Origin of the sequence: Microbulbifer agarilyticus (genome assembly GCF_020171345.1) — a bacterium.
Classification (GTDB): Bacteria; Pseudomonadota; Gammaproteobacteria; order Pseudomonadales; family Cellvibrionaceae; genus Microbulbifer; species Microbulbifer agarilyticus_D.
Window position 1 is genome coordinate 1220208 of the sequence record NZ_JAIUZM010000001.1, and the last position, 25541, is coordinate 1245748.

Consider the following 25541-nt stretch of genomic DNA (forward strand, 5'->3'; position numbering starts at 1 on the left):
TCACGTTCGAGAGCCCCGCGGCATACGTTGCCGTGGCGCTGTTTGTTAAGGCGGGAATATGAGCGATACAGCCTATCCGGCGTTTGGGCATCTATTGCGGTTCTGGCGCAAGGTGCGCGGTATGAGCCAGGAAGCGCTGGCGCTCAATCTACAATCCTCAACCCGGCATATCAGCTTTCTGGAGAATGGCAAGGCGCGCCCCAGTGAAGCGCTGGTTGAGGCGATTGCCCAATCGTTGCAGCTCGGAGAGCGGGACAGTAGCTACCTGCGACTGGCAGCAGGATATCTCGCGCGCAGCCAGGCCGTTGACTTCGAAGCGCCAGAGTTCAATTGGCTGCGCAAGGCTACCCTGTTTTCACTGAAGGCGATGGACCCCTACCCAGCAGTGCTCATGGATCGCTACGGCCGCTTGTTGATGGTGAACCGCAGCTGGGTGGCCTTCTACAAAGAGGTGGTTAGCGCTGAGGAGCTGGTCGAGGTAAAAAATCATTTCGAGTTTTTGTTCCGGCGTCCGTCGGAAGGTGCGGCGCAAGAATCCTGGCGGCATAAGTTGGCCATGATCTTGATGTATGCCCAGCAGGAGGCTCTATTGACCGATGATCCCGTCTACCACGGGATGGTGCGTGAACTCGCAGCACATCCCGGTGTGCCGGACGACTGGGCCCAGATTGCTTCACAGCTCGAGCCCATGGCCAGTTACCGTGTTCAGCAACGCTACAAGGGCAAACTTCTGAGTCTTTTCAATGTCAGCCTGAACGTCGGTGCAGTGGGCCCCGCATCGTACGTGTCGGAACCGCGCTTGGCGATTAACACGCTCTATCCGGAAGATGAAGCGCTCGACCTAGGCGACGCACTGGATAGCGATCTCTCACACCCTCTGCTGTTTTATTAACAACAAGCAATCGAGGCGTTTCGGAGCACCCACACAGATTTACGCTGACACCTGCTGTGAACACAGCTCCAGTGCGGCCTCCCTTAATACCCTCTCAGTGGCAGTGCGGGCGGACGGGATGTTGCTCGCCAGCGTCAGGAATCCATGAATCATCTCCGGGTAACAGACATAATGAACGGGTACCCCGGCATGTTTCAGCTTTGCGGCAAATTCTGTGCCTTCGTCCCGCAGCACATCGAAGCCTGCGGTGATCAGATAGGTCGGTGGTAAGCCCTGAAGATTTACTGCGCACAACGGTGACACATAAGGGTCTCTGGTACTGCCAGTATCGGGGACATATTGCTGGGCAAACCACGCCATATCGGACTTACGCAAATAATAGCCATCGGCAAAAGCAGAGTACGACGGTGTTTCCAGACTGCTGATATCCGTGACCGGATAGAGCAACAATTGGTGACGAATACGAGGACCACCTTGATCGCGGGCCTTAAGGCTGCACGCAATGGCGAGATTACCCCCGGCGCTGTCACCGGCAATTGCAACCTGTGAACACCCCGGGGCAAGCGCTTCCACGTTGGCGCCAGCCCAGCAAAGCGCAGCATAGGCATCGTCCAATGGAATCGGATACGGGTGTTCCGGAGCCAGACGATAGCCAACGGATACCACTACGTGCTGGGTGCTGTGCGCCAACTGATCTGCGAATTCATCGTGGGTATCGAGATCACATAGCACCCAACCTCCGCCATGCAAAAAGACCAGTACCCCACGCGGGTTTCGCGGCCGGTAGATCCGCAGGGGTATCTGGCCGCCCGCCACGTCTAAAACCATGTCCTCCGATTGGCAGCGACGTACACCGCCATCGTCTGGCGTCATTGTCTTGACGGCTGTGCGCGCCACTTCGGCACCAACGTCAGTCAGTGCCGGACGTTCCAGGCTCTCCACCAGCTGAAGAAACCCACGTATGTCTTCAGCTAGTTGCCGCTCGGTCGGGCTCATTCTGTTGCACCCGGTTATCGACCCGCGAGGACGTCAAAGTCCATATCGTCCAGCGCCATCAGACTGTCTGCACCGGCGCGCATCTGTTCCGCCAGGCTGCTGCAGCGTGGCAGTATTTTGTCGAAATAAAAGCGTGCCGTCACGGCCTTGGCACGATAGAAAGCATCCGCACCTTCCCGTACTTCGGACACACTGGCCATGCGCCCCCATTGCCAGCCCAGCAACACATAGCCGGAGTACATCAGATAATCCACCGACGCAGCGCCAAGCTCGTCAATATTCTCACTGACGGAATTGAATAGTGTCGCGGTGATCGCCTGCCATTCTTCAAGGCGCGCAGAAAGACGTTGGGCGTAATCTGCCTCCATGTCTTCCATGTCGGCACGAATGCGGACAATGACCGTCTCCAGTGAGGCCCCTTGGTCGCGTAGCACCTTGCGTGCCAGGAGGTCCAGTGCCTGAATACCAGTAGTGCCCTCATACATGGTAGTGATGCGTGCATCGCGCAGGTTTTGTTCCATTCCCCACTCGCGGATGTAGCCGTGGCCTCCGTAGACCTGCATGCCGATATTCGCGCATTCGATGCCCATTTCGGTCATGAAGCCTTTGGCGATTGGCGTATAAAATGCGAGCAAACTGGCAGCTTCAGCCGCTGCCTCGGCATCAGTACCCAGTTCGATGTCTACCAGCTGCCCGAGACTGTGCAGCAATGCACGGCTACCTTCAGTCAGCGCACGGATAGTCAACAGCATGCGCCGCACATCCGGGTGTACGACCAGTCTGTCCGCCGGGCGCGTTGGCGCTTTTGCGCCGGATAACGCACGCCCGGCTTCGCGTTCAGTCGCATAGCTGAGCGCACCCTGCAGCGCGACTTCGCCATGGGCAAGACCTTCCAGCGCAACGCCCAGTCGCGCAGAATTCATAAAGGTAAACATGGCCAATAGCCCACGGTGCGGCTCACCAATGAGAAAGCCCTGAGCACCGTCAAAATTCATCACGCATGTGGCGTTTCCATGAATGCCCATTTTGTGTTCGAGCGAGCCGCACTGGACCGCATTGCGTGCGCCAGGTTCGCCTTGTGGGTCGGGTAAAAACTTGGGGACAATAAACAACGAAATACCGCGAGTTCCCGCGGGGGCGTCGGGCAGTCGCGCTAGTACCAGATGAACAATATTTTCACTGAGATCGTGTTCGCCGGCGCTGATAAAGATTTTGGTACCACTGATGGAATAAGAGCCGTCTTCCCGTGCTTCCGCGCGGGTGCGTAAGAAACTAAGGTCACTGCCGCATTGAGGCTCGGTCAGGCACATAGTGCCTGTCCAGGCGCCACTGGTCAGTTTAGGCAAATAGATTGCTTGCTGGGACTCTGTGCCATGGGCCAACAGCGTTCCACGACAACCTGCACTCAAACCAGGATACATTGCCCACGCATGGTTCGCCTGACTCAAGCATTCGGACACCATAAAGTCGAGGGACTTTGGCAACGCCTGCCCCCCAAAAGCGGTGGGCATGCTGAGGCCCGGCCAACCACCATCAATATATTGCCGATAGGCGTCGGCAAAACCGTCGGGTGTTTTTACCCCATCCTCATTCCACAGGCAGCCCTGTTCATCGCCATTGCGATTCAATGGGTAAAGCACCTCTTCACTAAAGCGCGCCGCCTCCTCGAGAATGGCGTTGCGCAGTTCGCAATCCAGTGGCTCGCCACCTGCGAGACTTGCGTAGTGTTGCTGCGCGTTAAGTAGCTTGTCCGCGAGAAACTGGACGTCGCGGATGGGTGCTTTAAAGGGCATGGCGTTCTCACATCTGTTAGCCAAGGAAAATACCTGCGATTTTCAATCAAGCAGGCACTACCGGAGATTATTGGTCGACTCGGAAAAAATTCGCGTTGTAGCTATTTACGCAGGCTGCGGCGCAGTACCTTGCCCACAGCCGATTTGGGCAACGCATCGATAAATTCAATATGCTTGGGGACTTTATAAGGGGTCAGTAATTTGCGGCAGTATTCCCACAGTGAATCCATATTGCGTGAGTCACCGGCGGCAACAACGAATACTTTGATGGCTTCGCCAGTGCGTTCATCGGGTACGCCTATCGCAGCACATTCGAAAACATCCGGGTGAGCGGTCAATACATCTTCAATTTCATTTGGATAGACATTGAAGCCGGAGACCAAAATCATGTCTTTGATACGGTCTACGATTCGTATAAACCCATCTTCCTGGATCACGGCGACATCACCGGTGCGAAACCAGCCATCGCGGTCAATTGCCGCGACACTTTCCTCCGGACGATTCCAGTAGCCCTTGAGCACCTGGGGGCCACGTACCACCAGTTCACCCGCTTCACCGTCGGCGAGGATTTCTCCGTCGGAGTCGATGACCTTGACCTGCATCGCTGGCAACGGTTTGCCGACGGTACCTAATTGATGTGCTGTCGGCACATTACAGGTAAGTGATGAGCTGGTTTCAGACATCGCATAGCCTTCAAATAACAGCGTGCCCGTGCGGCGCTCCCACTCTTCCGCGACTGAGCTGACCAGCGCTGCGCCTCCGGCAATGGAGCCACGCAGTGCACTGAAATCAATGTCATCAAATTCCGGGTGCCGCATAAGCCCCGCAAACAAGGTATTCACGCCAGCAAACCCGGTGAAACGATGGGCTTTCATCGCCTGTATCAGACTGTCGAGATTGCGCGGGTCTGGAATCAACACCGAGTGCACGCCATTCATACAACAACTGATGACATTCCAGGTGAAACCGTAGATGTGATACAGCGGCATGGGAGCGATCACCACGCCGTCGTTGCGCTCGTTTTCATCCAGTGCACTAGTGGTCTGCCATGCACTTGCATACAAATTACCGTGCGTCAGCATGGCACCCTTTGATGGCCCAGTTGTCCCACCCGTGTATTGCAGCACCGCCAGGCTTTCCATGGCGCAGTCTGTCGGCTCGCAAGGCTGGTCGAGATGGCGCGCCAGGACATTACTGAGTGTCACATAAGTTTCCGGGCACTCGTCGGGCAGTTGCTGCCCGGCGTCCGCTTTCAGTGCGTTGGCAACGATTACCCGGGTAATGCCGAGTTCACCTGCAACCTTGGCGGTTACCGGCAGACAGGCCTCATACACCAATAGTGCCTTGACGTCCGCATCCTGAAACTGATGACGAATTTCTCGCTCGGTGTACATCGGATTGGTATTGACGATGACCACACCAGCCCGCAAAGCACCCCAAACCGCAATCGGATACGCCAGGATATTGGGCATTTGGATCGCCAGCCGGTCACCTGGCTGCAAACCATCCCTGAGAAGATAGGCTGCAAAAGCTCGGCTGTGGCGATCCAATTCCGCAAACGTCAGCGTTTGACCAAGGCAGGAAAATGCTGACTTATCTGCATATGCCGATATAGCAGCATCAAACGCATCCACCAGGTTCCGAAACCCCTGCGGATTAATTTTTTGCAGCATCGCCTGTGAATATTCGAAGGCATTCTCAGTCATTTTCTCTTATCTCAGTTTTTGGTCACAGGTTAGCTGGCCGAAATCGCGCGCTTGTCCATTCCACGAAAGGCTTCCCCTTCACGCCGGGAGCGGTAGAGAGAAAAAACGTAGACACTGCCGAGCACAACAAGGGAAATACCTGGACCATAAGCCCAGCCGAGACGGGCCAGCATATCCATCGTGACCCCAGAGGCGTCCACAGAATCGGAAAAGCCGGCAAAGTCGAGAATTAGACCGGCACACAGCGTGCCTGCGCCAAACGTCACTTTTTGAATGAGCATCAACGCGGAGTTCAGTGAGCCTTCCTGACGCAGACCCGACTCTGCCTCAACATCGTCGGCGACATCCGCGGCCATCGAAGCAGTGATACTCATGGCGCCAATAAAAAACGTCTGGTGAATAACGACAAACAGGCACACCAGGAGTAGTAGGTTTGCCGTTCCCGGGGCTGGCGTAAATCCGTAAATACGCGCAAGTACTGGAATCGGCCCCACCAGAGCGGCGGTAACGAGGAACAGCATTAAGCTGCGGCGCTTACCCATCTGTGCGCTGATTTTCATGGTTAATATCGTCGCGGGAATTAAGGCCACGAATACGCACAGCATGAAGGCACCTGTCTGCGTGCTGCTGAAGCCATAAAAGAAAGTGTTGACGTGCAATAACATGGTATTTGCGGTACCCATACCACACACCAGTATCAGGCTGCCGAAAAATAGGATGCGCGCAGAAGGAATTTTGAAGAACTGGATGATATCGGTAAACGCACAGTGCCAGGCGCGGCTTTTCTGTTCGCTTGTCGCCTGCTTCAAGTAGGGAATTCGCGAACGTGTACCCCATACAGCAATTGCCATCCCAACAGCGGACAGCAGCGCGGCCGCGAGCCCAATGTTCTGATAGCCACTGGCGATGTCACCGTTGCTGGTGGCAGTTGGAATCAAAATAAACCAGGCCAGGACCTGCAAGCTGATTCCGCCAGCGTAACCCCAGAAAGTTCGGTGTAAAACGATGTTGGTGCGTTCATGGTAGTCATCGCTGAGCTCTGCGGCCATTGCCATATGTGGCACGACAAAGAAGGTCAGTGCTGTACGCACCAGAATCGCACTGCCTATGTACCACGCAAATAAGCCGCCATCATCAAGCCCTGCGGGCGGGTTAAAAATCGCAAACAATGAAAGGGATACCGGGAGAATCGACAATGCCATGAAACCGTGCCGCCGACCCCAGCGGCGCGACTGTGACTTGTCGGAGAAGTACCCGACAATTGGGTCAGAAATGGCATCAGCGATAATGGACAGTAGCGCAGCCAGCCCCGCAATGCTCGGGGACATACCAAGTATTTGTGTGTAGTAAAAAAACAGGAAGTAGTGAAAGCAAGAATCCTTCGCCGCCCAGGCAAACTGTCCCATACCATAGGCATTTTTTGTCGACTTATTCAAAGTATTTTGCATGGCTCTTATCCCGCTGTGAGTCCACCATCGAGCACCATTTCGGTACCTGTCATATATGAGGAGGATGGATTGGCTAGATGAGTAATGGCTTTCGCAACTTCACCACTGCGCGCAAAACGCCGCAGGGGAATTTGCCGATGAAGATAGCGACTCGCGCTCTCGGTATCGGCAAACATTTGTTCGTTGACCAACTGTTCTACCAAGGCGTCACCCATATCATTTTCAATCATGCCTGGATTTACGCAATTAACACGCACACCTTGTGGTGCAAGCTCAAGAGCCAGCGACTTACTAAAGAGCTGCAATCCGCCCTTGGTCATGTTGTAGAGGGTTTGGTTTGCGACGCCGACCAGTCCGGCGATAGAAGAAACGTTGACAATGGCGGCATCACCACAATGCGCCGCACTTTCGCGCAACAGCGGAAGAGTAGTTTGGCAACCGAGAAAAACGCCTTTGAGGTTCGTTTCTACTTGCTTGTAGAAATCCGTTTCCGAACAATTTTCCAATGCACGAGCGATATGTACTCCTGCATTGTTAATTAAGATATGCAGGGCCCCATGGTGCTCCATGACATGTGCCACCAAGGCGCACCAGCTGTCTCGAGATGTAACATCGAGCTGGATAAATTCCGCATTACCACCATCGGCGCAAATTAATTGGGCAACGGTTTCGCCTTGTTCGCGACTACGCGCCGCCAGTATCACTGTTGCACCGCCGCGAGCCAGTTGACGCGCCGTTTCTGCACCCACACCGCGCGAGGCGCCGGTAACCAGTGCGATTTTTCCGCAGAGCTCCTGATCCACAGATACCTCCATCAGGCCGGGGCGGCGACAGCCAGGGCACCGCGCGCTTGTTGCTGTTGCGTTTCGCTAAGTAGCGACAAATCGCTGCGGGTCGAGAGTACCTCTTCTCGCAACACTTGGCTTGTGCCAGTAGTGACCAGCTCGAGTGGCGCAGTTTTTAAAGTGGTGCCTATGCGCCACGCGCGGTCGACTTCTTCCGCGCTGGCAGCACCATCGGCGACGATAAGTAGTCCAGCCTGCACGACACTTCCAATAAGCGCGGTAAAAATTTCCTCACATACTGGTTCGCTGCGAAGAAAACTTTCTGACGCATACGTGGGCGCTGGATAGCAATAAAATCCCTGGCCCGATTTCATACCAGTGTGCCCGGCGGCAACAATTGGCTGCAGACAGCGAATTATTTCCGCTTTGAACTGTGCGCGATGGTGGGTTTGTGCGGGTCGCCTCCAGCTATCCAGTACGACATTCAGGCCAAACAAATCCATCATGCCGAACGGACCCATGGTACCCCCCATATGACGCATCCAGGCGCGGTCTACTTGTTCGACCGTCGCCCGCGATCGACTGACCAGGAGCATGGCCGTCGTGAGCAGCGGCCCTAGCAGGGAATTCAGGATATAGCCGGGATACTCCTTGTGCAGCACCATTGGCACGCAACCGAGGCTACGTACGTATTGCTCGAGTACGGCTACAACCCGTTCGCTGGCACGTGGACCCGGGACAATATCCATCAGTGGCGCACCCAGATAAGAATGCAATGCGGCAAAAGTTTCGCCGTCTCGGAGCCCCACATCCATGTCCGATGGCAATAGCGCGGAAGTGTTACTGGTAAGTAGTGTACCGGGGCGCATCAGCGCCTCGAGCTGACGCAGTACGGTGCGTTTTATCTCAAGGGATTCCGTGACCGATTCACTGACTAGATCTGCGTCGCCAATGGCAACGGCGAGATCGGAGCATGTGCGCACACGCGCCCAGCAATTGTCGATAGCGACTTGCGACACCTTGCCACTGGCTATCAGGAGCCCGGCAATTTCCTGTTGGCGAGCGCGCACAGTAAGCAGAGCGTCTTCGTCCTGATCGAACAATGTCACCTGATAGCCGGCGATAGCTGCAATCAATGCGTTGTAGCTCCCCATGGTGCCCGCACCGATATAGCAGATTTTTTTTATCGTTTTCTGGTTCACTACTTCTTACCTAAACGTCGCAGGACTTAACGGATCGCGCGCGGCAATCGATCGGGTACTAGCAGGTTGACACTGCAGCGCGCGACCATCGCTGGGCGATACTCGATTACCGGCAACGCCTGAATAGCATTGACGATATGGAACTGGGTTGGGTTTTGTTCCCAGCTGAGCTGCTGCCAAGCCACACTGCCACTACCCACCTGCACATCGTGGTAATGGGTTTCCGAGGGAAAGGTGGTGGCTTCACTAACGCTGGATCCAAAGCCTCCGATCGCCGGCATATAGCGCCAAGCCATGGGGTTATCGCGGCCTTGTTGTGCCGCGGTCGATTCCGCAATCTCTTCGGCCGTTGGCGGTCGCAGGTCGTCCACCTGCAAATTAACAATCGAGTTGTCGAAATGTCGGGCTTCGGCGTGCCAGCAGCCGTTGTTTACGGTGTGTTCAGGGATATCGGCATAGATTTTGGGAATTCCCTGCAGCTCGCGCCCAGTCAGAATTGGATCCGTGAGGTTTTCCCACATCGCCAGGGTATAAGTGCCACGCAATTGGTCGTGCCGACCATCAAAGCGGGCATTGGCATGGACGCCGATCAGGTTATAGCCATGCCCGGCGAGCCAGTCGACCTGCTTGTTGCAGGCGTACACAACCGTGATCACAGGCTCGTCATCGAGAGAAAAAGGTTCCGGTAGGTAACGGGCGAGCTTTTCGCCATCGGTAACATAGGACACCACCATCATAGTGACATCGCGGTACCAGCCACTGGCGCGGGCATCGCTACCTCGCGGCCCGAAGTGCGCGGGCATGGCAAATGGTTGGTTTACAGGAAGGTCTCGCATGGGTACCTCAAAAAAAGTCCGGTAGCGGCAACGGAAACATGAACCGCATGCCGCAGCAATTTTCTATGGACCGGCGCGACCCCTTCTGGGGCCACACCTTAGTCCGCTTTAGAAGTTGTACTTCAAGCGGAGGCCGACAAGACGCGGATCGCTCAATGTCGACACAGCAGTCTGGGTCACCGTGCTCGGACGCTCGCGGTAGGTAACGTGGCGGTCGTCGCTGAGATTCTTGACGAAGCCAGTAACCTCCCAGGTGTCATCCAACGAGGCCACGTTCAAACGCAAATCGATGCGATCGCTGGAATCCAGCAGGTCGTAATCGTCGCGATTGAAGGCCGTCATATATTGCTCTCCGGTGTACAAGTAACTACCGGTAGCGCTCCACTGAAAACCAATGGCTTCCCAGCTGTAGGTCAGATTGGCTGAGGCTTTGTGCTCAGGGCTGAGCGGGAAGGCATTACCCGTAAGATTCTGTTCGGCTATACACAGATCGTCGAACACCAGGCCCTCTGCGCGTGGGCCCAACGCACAGGCGTTAAGATCAGCGGACGAGAAGTCTTCAAAGCGGGTGTTGTTGTAGGAGTATGTGCCGCTGAGCATCAAGTTTTCGGTCAGCAGGGCCACCAACTCGGTCTCGAGGCCTGTAGCACTGGCTTCGGCGGCATTTTCATAACTCGCCAGGCCAACGCCATTAATCACGGTCTGTTTGAGAACCTGCATATCTTCATACGCATAATGGTAAACCGACGCACTCAAGTTCACCCGGTTGTCGGCAAAGCTGCCACGGTAGCCAATTTCCGTTGAAGTCAGGGTTTCCGGCTCAACCATATCCACATCAGTGCTGGCGGTGGGCTGAAGGAAATTGAAACCGCCCGAGCGGTAGCCTGTAGCAACAAAGCCATATAGGAATTGGTCTTCACTGAGCGTGTAGTCGAGGCCCAGCTTCCACGTAGGCTGATCCCAGGACTCGGATTCCGAGCGAGACACAAACGGGCTTGACGGGTCACCAACGTACTGTGCGAACGTCAGATCACTACCGGACTTTTCGTCTTTTGAGTAACGCGCCCCCAGGGTAACTACCAGATCATCATTGACGCTCCAATCCATCTGCCCATAAACGGCGCTAGATGTGGTTTCGAGGTCGGCAGTAGCCTTGTAGAGGTAGCCATCCGGGTTCACCGTCTGGCCGATAAAGCTGCCGAAAACTCCGTAAACCGCCATCAGCTCCGCATTGCGTTCTTGGTAGCTGATGTCCTGAAACTCATCACTGCTGTAATAGTAGAGACCACCGATAAAATTCACCGATCCGTCCAGGTCGCTACTCAGCTGTAACTCGTGCGAGGTAAAATCCGCTTGCTGTTCAAATGAGAAAATCAGGTCGGAAGGCGTGGCGCCAATACCGGTCACCAGAGAAACTGGGAGCGGACCAAACTCAGTGGTTAGGAAGAGGTTGTTCCAATCAAGGCCTGAGTCGCCGGAAGCAGTGAGATCCGCATCGAGCGCACGACTGAAATCAAAGTTCGAATGTCCTGCGGTATATTTGAGGGTGAAGCTGTCGGTATCCAGCTCACTGGTAAAGAAGACAGCGTCACGTTCGCTGGTCTGGGTCGGTGTGAAGTCGATTGAAACTTGGCTGGAATTCTTGACACCCGGATTTTCCGCGGTCATCCCCTGATGCATATTGGCAAAATTCTGCCCCGGATACATACCCGGGAAATTCAGCACCGTGGTGCCGACATAAGCATCGCGTACTTCCTGCACGTAATCGGTCGCAAAAGGTTCCAACGTGTAACCATTGGAGGGATTGCTATCAGACTGCGCGCGCATCACCTTGACGGTATTGGTCCAGTTATCGGTGGTTTCATGGCGCAGGCTAATGGTGCCGTACTGGTTTTCCCGGTTGTCGTAGTCGTCACCGTTGTAGATATTTTCCTGAAAACCATCGCGGCGAATATCGGAGATTGCGGCAAGGACTGAAAGCTTTTCTGTGACCGGGCCGGTGGTCAGTACCTGGCCCACCGTGTGACCATAGTTGCCCAGCTCAGCAACGATGGAAGTACCCCATTCTTCGCTGTCTGGCTGCTTGCTGACGAGATTGATGGCACCACCAATCGAGTTGCGACCGTAAAGGGTGCCCTGTGGGCCACGCAGGACCTCAACACGCTCGATGTCGAGGAAGTTCGACATGGTGAATACGTCGGTTTCCGTGTTGTAGACGCCGTCCCAGTACAGGCCGACACCGGGGTCCGAGCCCAACGCCACGTTGGGGCGGCCTACGCCGCGAATACTGACCCGACTGGGCGCAATGGTCAGTGAGGGCGAACGCACCGCGAGATCCTGCGGGCCATCCAGACCCAGCTCATCGCGCGCCTTGCTGTCGAAAGCAGATACTGCCGCGGCAGTTTCCATCAGGCCGGTCTCACGCTTGTTGGCGGTGACCACGATTTCTTCCAAAGTAGTTTCTGCACCGGCTGGTACCGCTGCTACCAGTGCTGTCACGGCCGCACACAATCGGTGGGTAGGGAATCGCTTGTAGAAATTGGACTTCATGCCGGTAGACCTCCAGGCCTTTTTATCGTTGTAAATGCGGAAGCTCTCGGGCCGGAATAATTCCGACTGGGCATACCGCCAGTAGCACTAACATCAATCGCTGGTGCAGAAAAACTTGCACGCAAACAAATTTATTCACATTCATTTGATTGGTCAACAAGTTATTAGTCATTTTTTCTGCATCTAGGCTGTCATTCCCATGTTAAAATTAGCGTCTCCAGACTATCTTTCGGCCAAATACTGTTCAATCTGTTTCTTAATTGAACCACTCAGTCACACGAGGTTTCTATGTCATCGGTAACCGCCACCTCGAGCGGGGGGCGCACACGGCGTGTTCAGGAAAGGGCAGAGGCCACCAAGGCCAAGCTGGTCGATGCGGGAAAACTAATGTTCTCTGAGCGCGGCTTTGATGCAGTTTCCCTGCGTGATATCGAAAATGCCGCCAAGGTAAAACGCGGATTGCTGGCCTATCACTTTGGCGACAAAGAGGCTTTCTGGAAGTCCGTGGTGGCGACGGTGTTCAGTGGCATGCACGAAGAGTTCGAGCAGCGCCTGGGGCTATTGCGCGAGGTTTCCGAAAGCGAGCACTTAGCCTTTATTGTGCGCTTTTATGTGGGCTACCACGCACGCCACCCGGAGCTAAGCCGCTTGATGGCTCAGGAAGCAACCCGGGATAGCTGGCGCATTCAGTACTTGATTGAGCAGTACATTGCACCAGCCTGCGAGAAAATGCAGCGATTGGTGGGTGACTCCCTGCAGTTAGACCGGGATGCCTTTGTGCACTGGTACTACATCATGGTCAGCGCCTCGTCGACCATATTTTCTTTTGCGCCCGAGTGCCGGCGCCTATTCAATATTGACCCCTGTGAAGAAGTGCGCGTCGATAGACATGCGGATATGCTAGTGCAGATGTTGCTGCGGCTGAAACAGGAATAATTACTCATCGCGCAAAAAGACGTTTACTGCGGGAAGGGCTGCTCAAGTAGAAACGGCAACACCCGCTTCCGCAAAAGCGGTCGCAGTGTCTGCATAGGGATGCGCCCCACCAATCACCAGTGATGCCAAGCGCTCCCGCGCGTGCGCAGCCATTCCGAATCCTATCCAGCCACCCATCGAATAATCCCAATAATGCACACGGGTTAATCCGAGAGCATCGAGCACACAAAGCACATCCCCGACCCGATTGGGCAGATCATAGGCGCTTTGCTCGTGAGGCTTATCACTCTGACCATGTCCACGACCATCGATCATGATCAGTTGGAACTGGTCGCGCAAAGCATCGACATAGCCATTTTCGTCCCAGGCTTCCAGCCTGGAAGTACTGCCATGCTGTAGAACCAGTGGAGCACCTTAACCGGTAACACGATAATGAATATGCAGGCCTCGATTCATGGCGTATGGCATAGAAAGACCTGGTATTTTCTGGGGTATAAAGCGGAGATCAGAGCGGTCATGTTAGAGTAATTTCCTACTCGCCTGTACAAACTAATCGGGGGTTCCTGTGAACAAAGCAGAAAAAATTTCCGCGCTTGCGATACCGGTCATACTGGCGATTGCGGCAGGCCTGGCCGCGCTGCTGTCCTCGCACAGCGTCTGGCTTGCTGGTGCGCCCCTGCTGGTGTGGATGTTTGTACTGGCATTCGTCCTGCAGTGGCTGGTCTTCATTCCATCATTCCTCGCGCAAACCGAAAAGTTTTTTGACCTCACCGGCAGCGTGACCTATCTCAGCGTGGTGCTGGTGCCGCTGTGGTTAAACCCGCAGTCGTCGTCGCGCGCAATCCTGGTGGCAATACTCGTGAGTTTGTGGGCGCTGCGGCTGGGTTCGTTTCTATTTTCCCGCATTCTCAAAGACGGCAAAGACCGTCGCTTCGACGCCATCAAGCCATCGTTTTTGCGCTTCCTGATGGTATGGACGCTGCAGGGATTGTGGGTGAGTGTCACCGCCTGTTGCGCACTGGTAGTACTTACCAGTGCGAACGCGGAACCACTGGGTATTTGGGCGGTAGCCGGGACGCTTTTGTGGTTGCTCGGCATGGCCATCGAGGTGGTCGCCGATACCCAGAAATCGCGCTTCAAGGCCAACCCAGCAAACCGCGGCCGCTTTATTGATAGTGGCTTGTGGGCCTGGTCGCGCCATCCGAATTACGCCGGCGAGATATTGCTGTGGACCGGTATCGCTCTGATCGCGGTGCCGGTGCTGCAAGGCAGCCAGTGGGCGGCACTGATTTCACCGGTTTTTGTCTTTGTTCTGCTGCGCTATATCAGTGGCGTGCCGATGCTGGAAAAGCGCGCCGATGAACGCTGGGGCGATCAGGCAGACTACCAGCGCTATAAGGCCCGCACCCGTCTGCTATGGCCAGTGCCCGTGAAAGCGCACTAAGCAACACTCGTCGGACGCAATGCGTAACAAAAGGCGATGCTCGAGGAGTGCTAATCTGGATGAATAGCTAACCCTCCTCGGAACAAGCCCCATGCCCACCGCGGACGCCGCCACGGTCTTCACCCAACGCTGTCGCTTGCGAAGGCTGGAGACCTTTGTCGACGTGGCCTACGCTGTCCTGTTCGTCAATTTCATTATGTACCTGCCGGCCACCGAGGATATGACCTGGGTGGAAATGCCCTACGGTCTGCTCAGCCTGCTGGTGGCAGACCCAGAATTGCTGCTGCGCCTGGTAATTGCGGTGGGTCTTACCCTGATTAACTGGAACCTTACCCACAAGCTGCTGGGGCCGGTGGAGCGCTCCGACGGCCTACACACCTTGCTGGTACTGCTGCAGCTGGTGGTGGTTGGGCTTTACCTGTTCTTTGCGGTTGCAGACCCGCAATTGGTGAGTGTTTCGTCGCCGGTGGGGCAGAGCAGTTGCCTGGCCATATCCGGTCTGATTGGTCTTTTGGGCTGGAAGTACGCCTGCCGCAAGGGATTTGCCCACCCCGAACTGGACGCCCGCGAGCGGCGCGCGGTCGCACGGCGCTCGACGATCGAGCCGCTTACCGCAGCACTCACCATCGGCCTCGCGTTTATCGGCCCCACGGTGTGGGAGCTGGGCTGGTTAATCATTCCTCCACTGCTGATCGCACTGTGGCGCACATTGGGCTGGAAGTGAATACGCGGCGCCCGCGTTAACTGGCATAATCCCGCAAATGCTTTCCGATCCCCCTTTAAAACGCGCCCTGCTGATTGCCAAGCAGTGGCCCGAACCCGCCTCCACGGCTGCCGGCCGACGCACACTGGATATTCTCGACCTGCTCGCCGAGGCGGGCTATGCCGTGGAAATTGGCAGCCCCGCACAGCCCACGCCTTTTCAGGCAAAGTCCGGATACGGCGAACACCAGATCGAAGTGAACGAGTCCAGTTTTGATGACTGGGTGCGCCAGCTGGACCCGACGCTGGTGATTTACGACCGCTTTATGATGGAAGAGCAGTTCGGCTGGCGCGTGCGCGAGCAGTGCCCACAGGCGATGACGATTCTCGACACCAGCGATTTTCACAGCCTGCGCGAAGCGCGTCATCAGGCGGCAAAAACCGGTGACGCGCTCAACCTGTTCCATGCCAGTGCGGAACGTGAAATCGCCGCCATGGCGCGCTGTGATCTCACCGTTATGATTTCCCAGGTGGAGGTGGACCTGCTCCAGCAGCACTTCTGCCTGCCGGACTGGCAACTGCACTACCTGCCGTTTCTGGTGCGGGAAATGCCAGACCTCGACGCGCTGCCGGATTTCGAACAGCGCGAGCACCTGGCAATGATCGGCGGCTTCAAGCATGCCCCGAACCGCGATGCGGTAGCCTGGTTTGCCGAAACTATCTGGCCCCGGGTGCGCGCATTGCTGCCGGAAGTGGAATGCCACGTGTACGGCGCCTATGCCGATCACGCCATGCAGCGCTTCCACAAACCAAAGGCCGGGCTGCGCATTGTCGGGCGCACCGACGATGCACTGGCGACCCTAGCCCGCTATCGCCTGAACCTGGCGCCACTGCGGTTTGGCGCGGGGCAGAAGGGCAAGATTCTCGACGGCTGGCTTTCCGGCACCCCCACCGTGACCACCCCTATCGGTGCGGAATCCATGGCGAGTACGGATGCCTGGGGTTACCCGGTGAGCGACTGCCCGGATACCTTTGCCGCAACCACCGCCGAGCTCTATCAGAACAAGGCGGCGTGGCAGCAGGTGCGCGCTGCCGGCACTCGGGCTCTCGCCAGCGGGTTTACCTACGCCGATCATGCGCCGCAATTTCTCGCACGTATCGAAGCCATTGCCGCGGACCTGGAGGCGCACCGCAACCGCAACATCTGGGGACGCATCCTGCGGCGCACCGAACACCGCGCCGAGGAATTTATGAGCCGCTGGATCGAGGCAAAAAACACGTTAGCGAACAGCAACAAATAGGGCGTACCTCACTTCTCATAAGCCAACTGGCAGTCCATACACAGATTCACGCCCGCCACTCGTGCGCAAAACACACCAGCGATAAATACCCCGCCAGCGCGTGCGACCGCCGTCACACCTACTCCTCAACGAGAGACTATCGTACCAATTTCGACCTAATTTTGGCGCGAAAAGCAAAGAGTTATCCCTGTTTAGACATGAGGTCGAAATACACCTCCTCGTTAAACACTTGCCGCGGGGGCACACCGCAACACAATTGCGCACCCAATCCGCGGCCGCTGCCCAGGAGTCCCGCAGTGCATTTACGGCGGAGCCTACCAAGCCCCGACGATAAAAATAATTCAGGAGAAACTCGTAACAATGAAAATACTCAATCTACTGGCACGCAGCGTGCGCATGTCCGGCCGCGCCGGTGGCGCGCTCGGTGTCACCGCACTGCTGCTCGGCGCCGGCCTGAGCACCAGCTTTTCTGTGCACGCAGTCGAGCCCGAGCTCACCGCCACCAGCGTTGCCCCACAGGAGATGGTCACCGACCGCATCATCCTGAAATACAAGAACACGACGGCCGGCGCCAACAGTCTTGCCATGTCGCAAACCGCAATCGACCGCGTCGCGCGCACCGCCGGCCACCGCTTCAAACATATGCGCCGGCTCGCAACCGGTGCCCAGCTGATGAAGCTGGAAAAGCGTGCCAGCAAGGCGGAAATGAATGCGATTATTGCGCGCCTGCAACAGGACCCGCAGGTGGAATACGCGGAGCCAGACCGACTGATGCGCCCCATGGCCACCCCCAACGACACCAACTACAACCAGCAGTGGCACTACTTTGAGTCCACCGGCGGTCTCAACCTGCCGGCGGCCTGGGATGTAACACAGGGGGAGGGGGTTGTGGTTGCGGTGATCGATACCGGTTACCGCCCGCACGCGGACCTGAACGCAAACCTGCTGCCCGGTTACGACATGATTTCTGATACCACCGTGGCGCAGGACGGCAACGGCCGCGACAGTGACGCCAGCGATCCCGGCGACTGGTCGCCCGCGGGCGCCTGTGGTCAGGGTCAACCGGCGCGCAGCAGCAGCTGGCACGGCACCCATGTGGCGGGCACCATCGCCGCGGTAACCAACAACAACACCGGTGTAGCCGGCGTTGCCTACAAATCGAAGATCGTCCCCATCCGGGTGTTGGGGCGCTGTGGTGGTTATACCTCGGATATTGCCGACGGCATCATCTGGGGCGCCGGCGGCAGCGTGAGCGGTGTCCCCGCCAATGCCAACCCGGCACAGGTTTTGAACCTCAGTCTGGGTGGCGGCGGTGGCTGCGATACCACCACCCAAAACGCCATCAATACCGCGCGCAGCCTCGGTACCACCGTGGTGGTTGCAGCGGGTAACTCCAATGCCAACGCCGGCAATTACAGCCCAGCCAGCTGCTCCGGCGTCATCACCGTGGCCTCCACCAACCGCGCCGGTAGCCGTGCCTACTACTCCAACTACGGCAGCGTGGTGGATGTAGCGGCACCCGGTGGCGAAACCGCTACCAATAGTAACGGCGTGCTTTCCACGCTGAACAGCGGTTCTCAGGGCCCCGGCAGCGACAGCTACGCCTTCTACCAGGGCACCAGTATGGCGGCGCCACATGTGGCGGGTGCGGCAGCCCTGCTGTATGCCGTAGACAGCGGCATCACACCTGATGAGGTGGAAGCCAACCTGAAAAGCACCGCGCGCAGCTTCCCCGGTTCCTGCAGCCAGTGCGGCTCCGGTATCGTGGATGCGGCAGCAGCGGTCGCGGCAGCCAATGGCGGCGGTGGCGGCGACCCGGATCCGGGTGACGGTGCGCTGACCAACGGCGTGGCTGAATCTGGCCTGGCGGCAAGCTCCGGACAAGAACTGCGCTATACCCTCGAAGTACCGGCCGGCGCGAGCAACCTGAGCTTCCAGATTTCCGGTGGCAGCGGTGACGCGGACCTGTATGTGCAGTACGGCAGCCAGCCGACCACCGGCAGCTACGAGTGCCGCCCATATCTGAACGGCAACAATGAAACCTGTTCGATCAGCAATGTGCAGGCGGGTACCTATCACGTGATGGTGCGCGCTTACAGCACCTTCTCCGGCGTGAGCCTGGTGGGGAATTTTGACGAGCCGGGCAATGGCGGCGGTGGTGCCACCGGCTGGACCGAATCCAACGTATCCGGGTCGGCCAGTACCTGGCAGCACTTCACTCTGGATGTGAACAGCGGCATGAGCACGCTGGAAGTCTTGATGAGCGGCGGCAGTGGTGACGGTGACCTGTACGTGCGCTACGGCAGCCAGCCCACCACCAGCAGCTACGACTGTCGTCCCTATCGCTGGGGCAACGACGAAAGCTGCAGCATCAGCAACCCGCAGTCGGGCACCTGGTATATCAGCGTCCGCGGTTACAGCGCTTATTCGGGGGTAACCCTGCAGGCGGAGGCGGCCCCTTAAGGAGAATAAAAATACTGCTTAATTCGGAATCCCCCCCTTGTTTGGCCGGCATTTGCCGGCCTTTTTTATTTGGGTGCGTATACCGAACAGCGGATATCAGTGCAGTCCAGTTGCAACAAGGAAGATCAATCCTCGAATTCCACCTCCGCACAGGGAACACCATTCACATCAACGATGTTTACAACGTCCAGCGGCGTAGCGTTTCAGCAATTCACCTACTTTGCGGAACCGGGCGAAGTGGCGGGCCTGCCGCGCACCGGCAACTGCCACACCAGCACCGGCGGTCACCCCTAACAGCACCAGGGTAACCAAAACCTCAAAGGCGGCCGAGCCCGGCAGCTCCGTGAGGTCCGTGAGCTCCACCGCATGCTGCGCATTTACGTATTCCACACAAAAGCGACGTATATCTGCGCGCAGCGCCGGGTCTTGCCAGACCAGTTCGGCAATCTCCAGCGCCTGGTCGAACTGCTCGCGGGTGATACTGGACGGGTCAAAGCCGATGGCCTCTACCAGCTGGCGCTTTTCGGCGGTGAGCTGCTCCGATACAAAGGCATCCAGATACGACTCGCCGCTGACACTGGCGCGCTCACGCGCGCGCATGCCCGAGCGCAGGCTGCGCAAGATGCGCTGGGTGGGATTCACCACATCGTTGACTTCTTTCAGCCACTTGGCGAAATCCGTGCCCGCGTGCCACAGCCCGTTGAAAAACGCACCGGTATAAATAAGCCCGCGCATCAAGTGCGACTCGTTTGCCTGCGAACGTTCATGACCGGCGGCCTCTGCACGTTCCTGACTGACGATTTCAGCGAGCGCCAGGCGGATTTTTACCCGCAGCGCGTTGCGCTCGTCTGCGCTTTGGCTGTGACTGGCTTGGGCCGGATCAGCCGCCTGCAGTTCGAGCGTGCCGCTGCGAATGGCCTCGAGCAGGATCTGCTCTGAATCCTGAATTGGCCCCTGAACTGGACTCTGAACTGGACTCCGAACTGAATAGGGACCTGAAATGAGCGAAGACGCACCGGAGTGCGTGCGCAGAGCGGAAGGGAGCCCGAAACTCTCGGACCCGCCGAGCTGCAAAAGGGGGTAACTGCCGCCACCAAAAAAGTGCTGCTCGGCCATCAACAACTGGCCGGGCTCCGTATTCGCCAGTAATTCCCCGGCAATAAGAACCTGCTGTGGATCAATCCAGGGAACGGAGAAACGGATTGAGGCCGTCAAGCGATAATACTTTCCCTGTCTGTCGCTTAAATCAAAGTGGGGCATTTCCTTGTCCCGTAATAGTGATTGCGGCAAATGCTATCGCAAAACGGAAATCATCAGAAAGCACCAAGGTCGGCACGAGCGTGCCAGTCACCGGCCTGACGGGGGATGCGCGCGGGATGATTGGCGTTGCTCGCTGACGATCTTCGCCATGGGCGTAACGCCAAAAACACACGGATTTCGAAATCCGGTCTCTCAGGACATTGCCCGCACCGCGCCCTGTGGCAAGATTGCTAGCAAGTCACAACAAAGATAATCAAACCGACGATTCTCGAGGTGCCCGTGGGACTGATCACCGCCGCCATTCCGTTTTTCCTGCTCGCGCTTGTGCTCGAGCTGACCCTGGACCGCTGGCGCGGCTGGGGCCTGTATCGCCTGAACGACACCATCGGCAGCCTGGGCGCCGGCATCATGAGCCGGGTGGTCGGGCTGGTGCGCGTGGGCATCCTGATGCTCGTCTACATTCCGCTGTACCAGTGGTTGGAACCCACCTACCAGAGCCTGGGTATCCACTGGTCGCTGGATAACCCCTGGCACATGGTGCTGGCGATCGTCCTGTACGATTTCTTCTATTACTGGCGCCACCGCATCGCGCACGAGGTCAATATCTTCTGGGCCGAGCACGTGGTGCATCACCAGAGCGAGGATTACAACCTCAGTACCGCGCTGCGCCAGTCCAGCGGTTTTGTACCCCTGGCGTGGATGTTTTACCTGCCGCTGCTGCTGGTGGGCATGCCCCCGGAAGTGCTACTGACCGCCGGCGCCATCGATCTCATCTACCAGTTCTGGGTCCACACGCAGAAGTTTCCCAAGATCCGCTGGATGGAGTGGATCCTGGTATCGCCGTCCAATCACCGGGTGCACCACGCACAGAACAAGGTGTATGTAGACCGCAACTACGGCGGCGTGCTGATCATCTGGGACCGTATCTTCGGAACCTATCAGGAAGAACTGGACGACGAGCCATGTATCTACGGCGTGCGCAAACCGCTCAACACCTTCGACCCGTTCGCCGCCAATTTGCAGCACCTGAAGCGCATGTGGCTGGATGCGGTGTACACCAAAAGCTGGAAGGAAAAACTTAGCCTGTGGTTCCGTGCCACCGGCTACCGCCCGGCGGACGCCGAGGCGGCCATGCCCGTCCCCAGCGGGGATCTGGACAACTTCCAGCGCTTTGACCCACAGATAAACCGCGGCGTGCGCTGGTACGCTCTGGCTCAGCATTTGAGCTACACCCTGGCAACCGTGGGAATCCTGTTTATGGGCAGCGGCCTCGATTTTGCCACGACCGCACTGGTGGTGTTCCTGATCATCGCGGGCCTGATCCTGAACGGGCGTATCCTCGACGGCAGCAGCGCTACGCGCTACTGGGAGCTGGGCCGCCTGGCACTGCTCGCCGTATCGATCCCGCTACTGCCGCAATTGATCTGGACGGCGGTGGCAGGCTATTGCCTGATAAGCGCCGCACTCTGGTGGCGGTTGGTTTTTAATGACAAAGACGATACAGTCACATCCGTTAGTCATTAACGCAAGGAATCCGTGGTAGCCCGCCTTCCCCAAAGGCACGGTTGTGATTCCGCAGGCACCTCGACCGGGTTCGGAAACCCTGCCTCCCCGTGGCAGGCGGACCGGAAAAGCCCAACACTTTGCCCCCAGCCCCGGTCGAGGCTCGCCTGTTTTGCATTCGCTCCGCACTACGCATATTCGCTCCGCGGCCCCCGCATTCGTTATACTCCCCGCCCATCACCCCACTTACTCACACTGCAGCAAGGTTCGCCGTGTCCACAGGTACTCTCTATACGGTCTCCGCGCCCTCCGGCGCCGGTAAAACCAGTCTCGTCAAAGCGCTGATCGAGGCCGATACTCAGGTCACGGTGTCGGTATCGCACACCACCCGGCCCATGCGCCCCGGTGAGATCGATGGCATCAACTATCATTTCGTGGACCACGATGGCTTCGCCGGCATGCTGCAGGAAAGCGCGTTCCTCGAGCACGCGCAGGTGTTTGAGAACTTCTACGGCACCTCCAAGGCATGGGTGGAAGAAACCCTCGCCAGCGGTCGCGATGTGATTCTGGAAATCGACTGGCAGGGCGCGCAGCAGGTGCGCAAGCTGATGCCGGAGACGGTAGGAATTTTCATCCTGCCACCCTCGCAGCAGGCGCTGCACGAGCGACTGACCGGGCGCGGCCAGGACGATCAGGCGGTGATCGACAAGCGCATGGCACAGGCAATCGATGAGATGTCCCACTACGTGGAGACCGATTATCTGGTGATCAACGACGACTTCACCACCGCACTGAATGAGCTGCGCGCAATCATGGTGGCAGAGCGACAGCGGCTGGCGCGACAACAGGAGCAACACGCGGGTCTGCTGCAATCGTTACTGCGCAGTCAGTAAAAGCCACCAAAACGGCACAAAGAACCCATTGTTCGATTTGCGTACACCGCGCGGTCCGGTAGAATAGTTAACCCCGTCCGCGTCGGCCGTGACCGACCAGACAACAGAATTTGTCCTTTTTTGCCCGCAACCGGGCGAACCCACACTGGAACAGAGATTTTATGGCACGTATTACCGTTGAAGATTGCCTCGACCACGTAGACAACCGCTTTGAGCTGGTGATTGTTGGCAGCAAGCGCGCTCGCCAGATCGCTACCGGCGGCCGCGATCCGATGGTTGCGGAAGAAAACGACAAGCCCACCGTCATCGCCCTGCGCGAAATCGAAGAAGGCTTCGTTGACGCCAGCATTCTGGACGAGCCGGAAGAAGAGCCGGTACAGGCCGCTTCCCCGGCGCCGGTATTCCTGTCCGAGCAGGACCTGTAATCCCCACCCCACGTTTTGATGCAGGATATGCAGGAAATCTAAGAGGCGAGCGCGGCTTTGCACACGATCGATAGTCTGGCCCATCGCCTCTCGTCCTATCTTCCCCCCGATCAGATTCAGTTCGTCCGCCGCGCGTATTTTTACGCGGAGCAGGCCCATGAGGGCCAGACCCGGCGCTCTGGCGAGCCCTATATCACTCACCCTCTCGCAGTCGCCACCATTCTTGCGGGCATGCACATGGACGCCCAGAGCCTGGCCGCCGCCATGCTGCACGATGTCATCGAAGACACCGGTATCCCCAAAGCGGCACTGGCCGAGCAGTTTGGCGAGGAGATCGCGGATCTGGTGGACGGGGTGTCCAAGCTGACCCAGTTTGAGACCGACAGCCCGGCGGAGAAGCAGGCGGAGAACTTCCAGAAAATGGCCCTGGCCATGGCGCGGGACATCCGTGTGATTCTGGTGAAGCTCGCCGACCGCCTGCACAACATGCGTACCCTTGGCTCGCTGAAGCCCGGCAAACGCGCGCGCATTGCCCGCGAGACCCTCGAGATCTACGCACCCATTGCCAACCGCCTGGGCATGAACGATGTGCGGATCGAATTCGAAGACCGCGCCTTCTTCGCCATTTACCCGCTGCGTGCCAGCCGCCTGCGCGCGGCGCTGGTTGCCGCCCGTGGCAACCGCAAGGAGCTGCTGGAAAAAATCCAGAACGCCATCGAACTGCGCCTGGAGCGGGAGAACATCGATGTGCTGGTGATCGGCCGCGAGAAGCACCTGTTCAGCATCTACCAGAAGATGCGCTCGAAGAAGAAGTCGTTCAAGGAAATCATGGACGTCTACGCCTTCCGCATCATCGTCGACAGTGTGGACACCTGCTACCGCACCTTCGGGGTTATCCACAACCTGTACAAACCGGTGATCAGCGAATTCAAAGACTACATCGCCATCCCCAAATCCAACGGCTACCAGTCACTGCACACGGTGCTGCTGGGCATGCACGGGGTGCCGATCGAGGTACAGATCCGCACCAAGGAAATGGACGAGATGGCCAACAGCGGTATTGCCGCCCACTGGCTGTACAAGTCGTCCGGCGACGAGGTGCTGAATACCGGTGGCACCAGCCAGGTGCGCGCGCGCCGCTGGGTGCAGGGCCTGCTGGAGATGCAGCAACGCGCCGGTGACTCGCTGGAATTTATCGAAAACGTAAAGATCGACCTGTTCCCGGACGAGGTTTACGTATTCACGCCCAAGGGCAAAATCATTGATCTGCCCGCCGGGGCCACCGCGGTGGACTTCGCCTATTCGGTGCACACCGATATCGGTAATTCCTGTGTGGCGGTGCGCATCAACCAGCGCCTGGCGCCGCTGTCGCAGCCGCTGGAAAGCGGCCAGAAGGTGGAGATCCTCACCAGCAAAAACGTGCAGCCGAACCCGAACTGGCTCAATTTTGTGGTAACCGCGAAAGCGCGCAGTGCCATTCGCCACTACCTGAAGCACCAGCGCCATCACGATTCAATCGCCCTTGGCCAGCGCCTGCTGGAAAAGGCACTGACCAAGTTCGACCTCAAGCTTTCCGACCTTTCCGAGGAGCAGCTCAGCCGCGGGGTGAAAGAGGCCAATTACGAGAGTTTCGAGAACCTGCTGGAAGAGATCGGTCTCGGCAACCGCGCGGCCTTTTCCGCAGCCAAGCTGCTGGTCCCGCCAGGCACCACCGAGACGGAGGCGAGCAATATTTCCTCGCCGCTGACCATCGATGCCCAGGAGGGCATGATGATCAGCTTTGCCCGCTGTTGCCGCCCGATTCCCGGCGATACCATCATGGGGCATATCAGTTCCGGTAAGGGTGTGGTGGTGCACCGGGATACCTGCCGCAATGCGGCGGAGTTGCGCGAGCACCCGGAAAACATCATGGCGGTGAACTGGTCACCGGATGTAAAAGGCGAGTTCCTGGGGGATGTGCGCGTGGAGGTGGAATCCGAGCGCGGCATTATTGCCCGCCTGGCGACGCGCATTACCGAAGAGGGCGCGAGCATCGAGCAGATCCATGTAGACGAGAAGGATGCTCAGCACAGTACCATCGCGCTGACGCTGGAAGTGACCAACCGCGTGCACCTGGCCCAGGTGATGAAACGGCTGCGTAACTTGCCGGCGGTGATCAAGATCGCGCGACCCTGATTTTCAGACTCCTACATCCCTTTGCGGTCAGCATTTCGCTGGCCACCCCCCCACTTAATTGCTTCTGCTGATGGCTCCGATTTAGGCCCGGCCCGTCACTGGTGCCCATCCGCCAAACAACCTGTCGGCAATCGTTTGTCGGATGGGCACCAGTGACGGGCCTTCGTGGATGCTTTGGGCTTGGTTTTTTTTGCGGATGAGGATTGCGGGGTTTTTGGGGAATTCGCGGGG

At 57.5% G+C, this 25541-nt stretch carries 20 protein-coding genes; 10 read left to right on the forward strand and 10 right to left on the reverse strand.

All coding sequences use genetic code 11. The annotated features are described in order from the left end of the window. Nucleotides 1-58 precede the first annotated feature (58 nt). Nucleotides 59-892 (forward strand): helix-turn-helix domain-containing protein, encoded by an 834-nt coding sequence (locus LCM31_RS05095; RefSeq protein WP_222248225.1) that lies wholly within the window; start codon nt 59-61, stop codon nt 890-892. Between the two features lie 39 nt (nt 893-931). On the opposite strand, the gene LCM31_RS05100 is transcribed toward LCM31_RS05095, so the two are convergent. The 8 genes from LCM31_RS05100 to LCM31_RS05135 form a co-directional block, all read right to left on the reverse strand. After that, complete coding sequence (locus LCM31_RS05100) at nt 932-1888, reverse strand: alpha/beta hydrolase (RefSeq protein WP_224868092.1); 957 nt, start codon at nt 1886-1888, stop codon at nt 932-934. Between the two features lie 14 nt (nt 1889-1902). Beyond that, nucleotides 1903-3681, reverse strand: coding sequence for an acyl-CoA dehydrogenase C-terminal domain-containing protein (locus tag LCM31_RS05105; protein ID WP_224868672.1), 1779 nt, complete (start codon nt 3679-3681; stop codon nt 1903-1905). Between the two features lie 101 nt (nt 3682-3782). After that, nucleotides 3783-5387, reverse strand: a complete 1605-nt coding sequence (locus LCM31_RS05110) for an AMP-binding protein (RefSeq protein ID WP_224868094.1) — start codon at nt 5385-5387, stop codon at nt 3783-3785. 29 nt (nt 5388-5416) lie between these two features. Beyond that, on the reverse strand, nt 5417-6835 hold the full coding sequence (locus tag LCM31_RS05115; RefSeq protein WP_224868097.1) for an MFS transporter: 1419 nt from the start codon (nt 6833-6835) through the stop codon (nt 5417-5419). Between the two features lie 5 nt (nt 6836-6840). Beyond that, nucleotides 6841-7638 carry an SDR family NAD(P)-dependent oxidoreductase gene (locus tag LCM31_RS05120; RefSeq protein ID WP_224868099.1) on the reverse strand — a complete coding sequence of 266 codons (798 nt, stop codon included), beginning with the start codon at nt 7636-7638 and terminating at the stop codon, nt 6841-6843. An 11-nt stretch (nt 7639-7649) separates the two neighbouring features. Continuing rightward, entirely contained in the window at nt 7650-8822 is a 1173-nt protein-coding gene (locus LCM31_RS16385; RefSeq protein ID WP_224868101.1) for a 3-hydroxyacyl-CoA dehydrogenase, read from the reverse strand. A 26-nt stretch (nt 8823-8848) separates the two neighbouring features. Next, nucleotides 8849-9658, reverse strand: coding sequence for an acetoacetate decarboxylase family protein (locus LCM31_RS05130; protein ID WP_224868104.1), 810 nt, complete (start codon nt 9656-9658; stop codon nt 8849-8851). A 108-nt stretch (nt 9659-9766) separates the two neighbouring features. Next, nucleotides 9767-12208, reverse strand: coding sequence for a TonB-dependent receptor (locus tag LCM31_RS05135; protein ID WP_224868105.1), 2442 nt, complete (start codon nt 12206-12208; stop codon nt 9767-9769). Between the two features lie 288 nt (nt 12209-12496). On the opposite strand from LCM31_RS05135, the gene LCM31_RS05140 reads away from it, so the two are divergent. After that, a complete protein-coding gene (locus LCM31_RS05140) occupies nt 12497-13144 on the forward strand; it encodes a TetR/AcrR family transcriptional regulator (protein ID WP_224868108.1) in 648 nt (215 codons plus the stop codon). Nucleotides 13145-13186: 42 nt separating this feature from the next. Here LCM31_RS05140 and LCM31_RS05145 read toward each other — a convergent pair whose 3' ends face one another. After that, complete coding sequence (locus LCM31_RS05145) at nt 13187-13549, reverse strand: alpha/beta fold hydrolase (RefSeq protein WP_224868674.1); 363 nt, start codon at nt 13547-13549, stop codon at nt 13187-13189. Nucleotides 13550-13709: 160 nt separating this feature from the next. Between LCM31_RS05145 and LCM31_RS05150 the strand changes: the two genes are divergently transcribed. The 4 genes from LCM31_RS05150 to LCM31_RS05165 all read left to right on the forward strand — a co-directional run bounded on the left by LCM31_RS05150 (nt 13710) and on the right by LCM31_RS05165 (nt 19054). Then, a complete protein-coding gene (locus tag LCM31_RS05150) occupies nt 13710-14588 on the forward strand; it encodes a DUF1295 domain-containing protein (RefSeq protein WP_224868110.1) in 879 nt (292 codons plus the stop codon). 91 nt (nt 14589-14679) lie between these two features. Then, nucleotides 14680-15312: a hypothetical protein gene (locus tag LCM31_RS05155; protein ID WP_224868112.1), complete on the forward strand. Its 633-nt coding sequence runs from the start codon at nt 14680-14682 to the stop codon at nt 15310-15312. A gap of 37 nt (nt 15313-15349) precedes the next feature. After that, nucleotides 15350-16591, forward strand: a complete 1242-nt coding sequence (locus LCM31_RS05160; RefSeq protein WP_224868114.1) for a glycosyltransferase — start codon at nt 15350-15352, stop codon at nt 16589-16591. 360 nt (nt 16592-16951) lie between these two features. Further along, entirely contained in the window at nt 16952-19054 is a 2103-nt protein-coding gene (locus tag LCM31_RS05165) for a S8 family peptidase (protein ID WP_318247431.1), read from the forward strand. A 168-nt stretch (nt 19055-19222) separates the two neighbouring features. Here LCM31_RS05165 and LCM31_RS05170 read toward each other — a convergent pair whose 3' ends face one another. Beyond that, on the reverse strand, nt 19223-20269 hold the full coding sequence (locus LCM31_RS05170) for a hypothetical protein (RefSeq protein WP_224868117.1): 1047 nt from the start codon (nt 20267-20269) through the stop codon (nt 19223-19225). A 324-nt stretch (nt 20270-20593) separates the two neighbouring features. Here LCM31_RS05170 and LCM31_RS05175 point away from each other — a divergent pair, with 324 nt between their 5' ends. The 4 genes from LCM31_RS05175 (at nt 20594) to LCM31_RS05190 (ending at nt 25310) form a co-directional block, all read left to right on the forward strand. Then, on the forward strand, nt 20594-21838 hold the full coding sequence (locus LCM31_RS05175) for a sterol desaturase family protein (protein ID WP_224868119.1): 1245 nt from the start codon (nt 20594-20596) through the stop codon (nt 21836-21838). 251 nt (nt 21839-22089) lie between these two features. After that, nucleotides 22090-22710: a guanylate kinase gene (gmk, locus tag LCM31_RS05180; protein ID WP_222231005.1), complete on the forward strand. Its 621-nt coding sequence runs from the start codon at nt 22090-22092 to the stop codon at nt 22708-22710. Nucleotides 22711-22871: 161 nt separating this feature from the next. Then, on the forward strand, nt 22872-23135 hold the full coding sequence (gene rpoZ / locus LCM31_RS05185) for a DNA-directed RNA polymerase subunit omega (RefSeq protein WP_010132103.1): 264 nt from the start codon (nt 22872-22874) through the stop codon (nt 23133-23135). 57 nt (nt 23136-23192) lie between these two features. Then, nucleotides 23193-25310, forward strand: coding sequence for a RelA/SpoT family protein (locus tag LCM31_RS05190; RefSeq protein ID WP_224868120.1), 2118 nt, complete (start codon nt 23193-23195; stop codon nt 25308-25310). Nucleotides 25311-25541 lie beyond the last annotated feature (231 nt).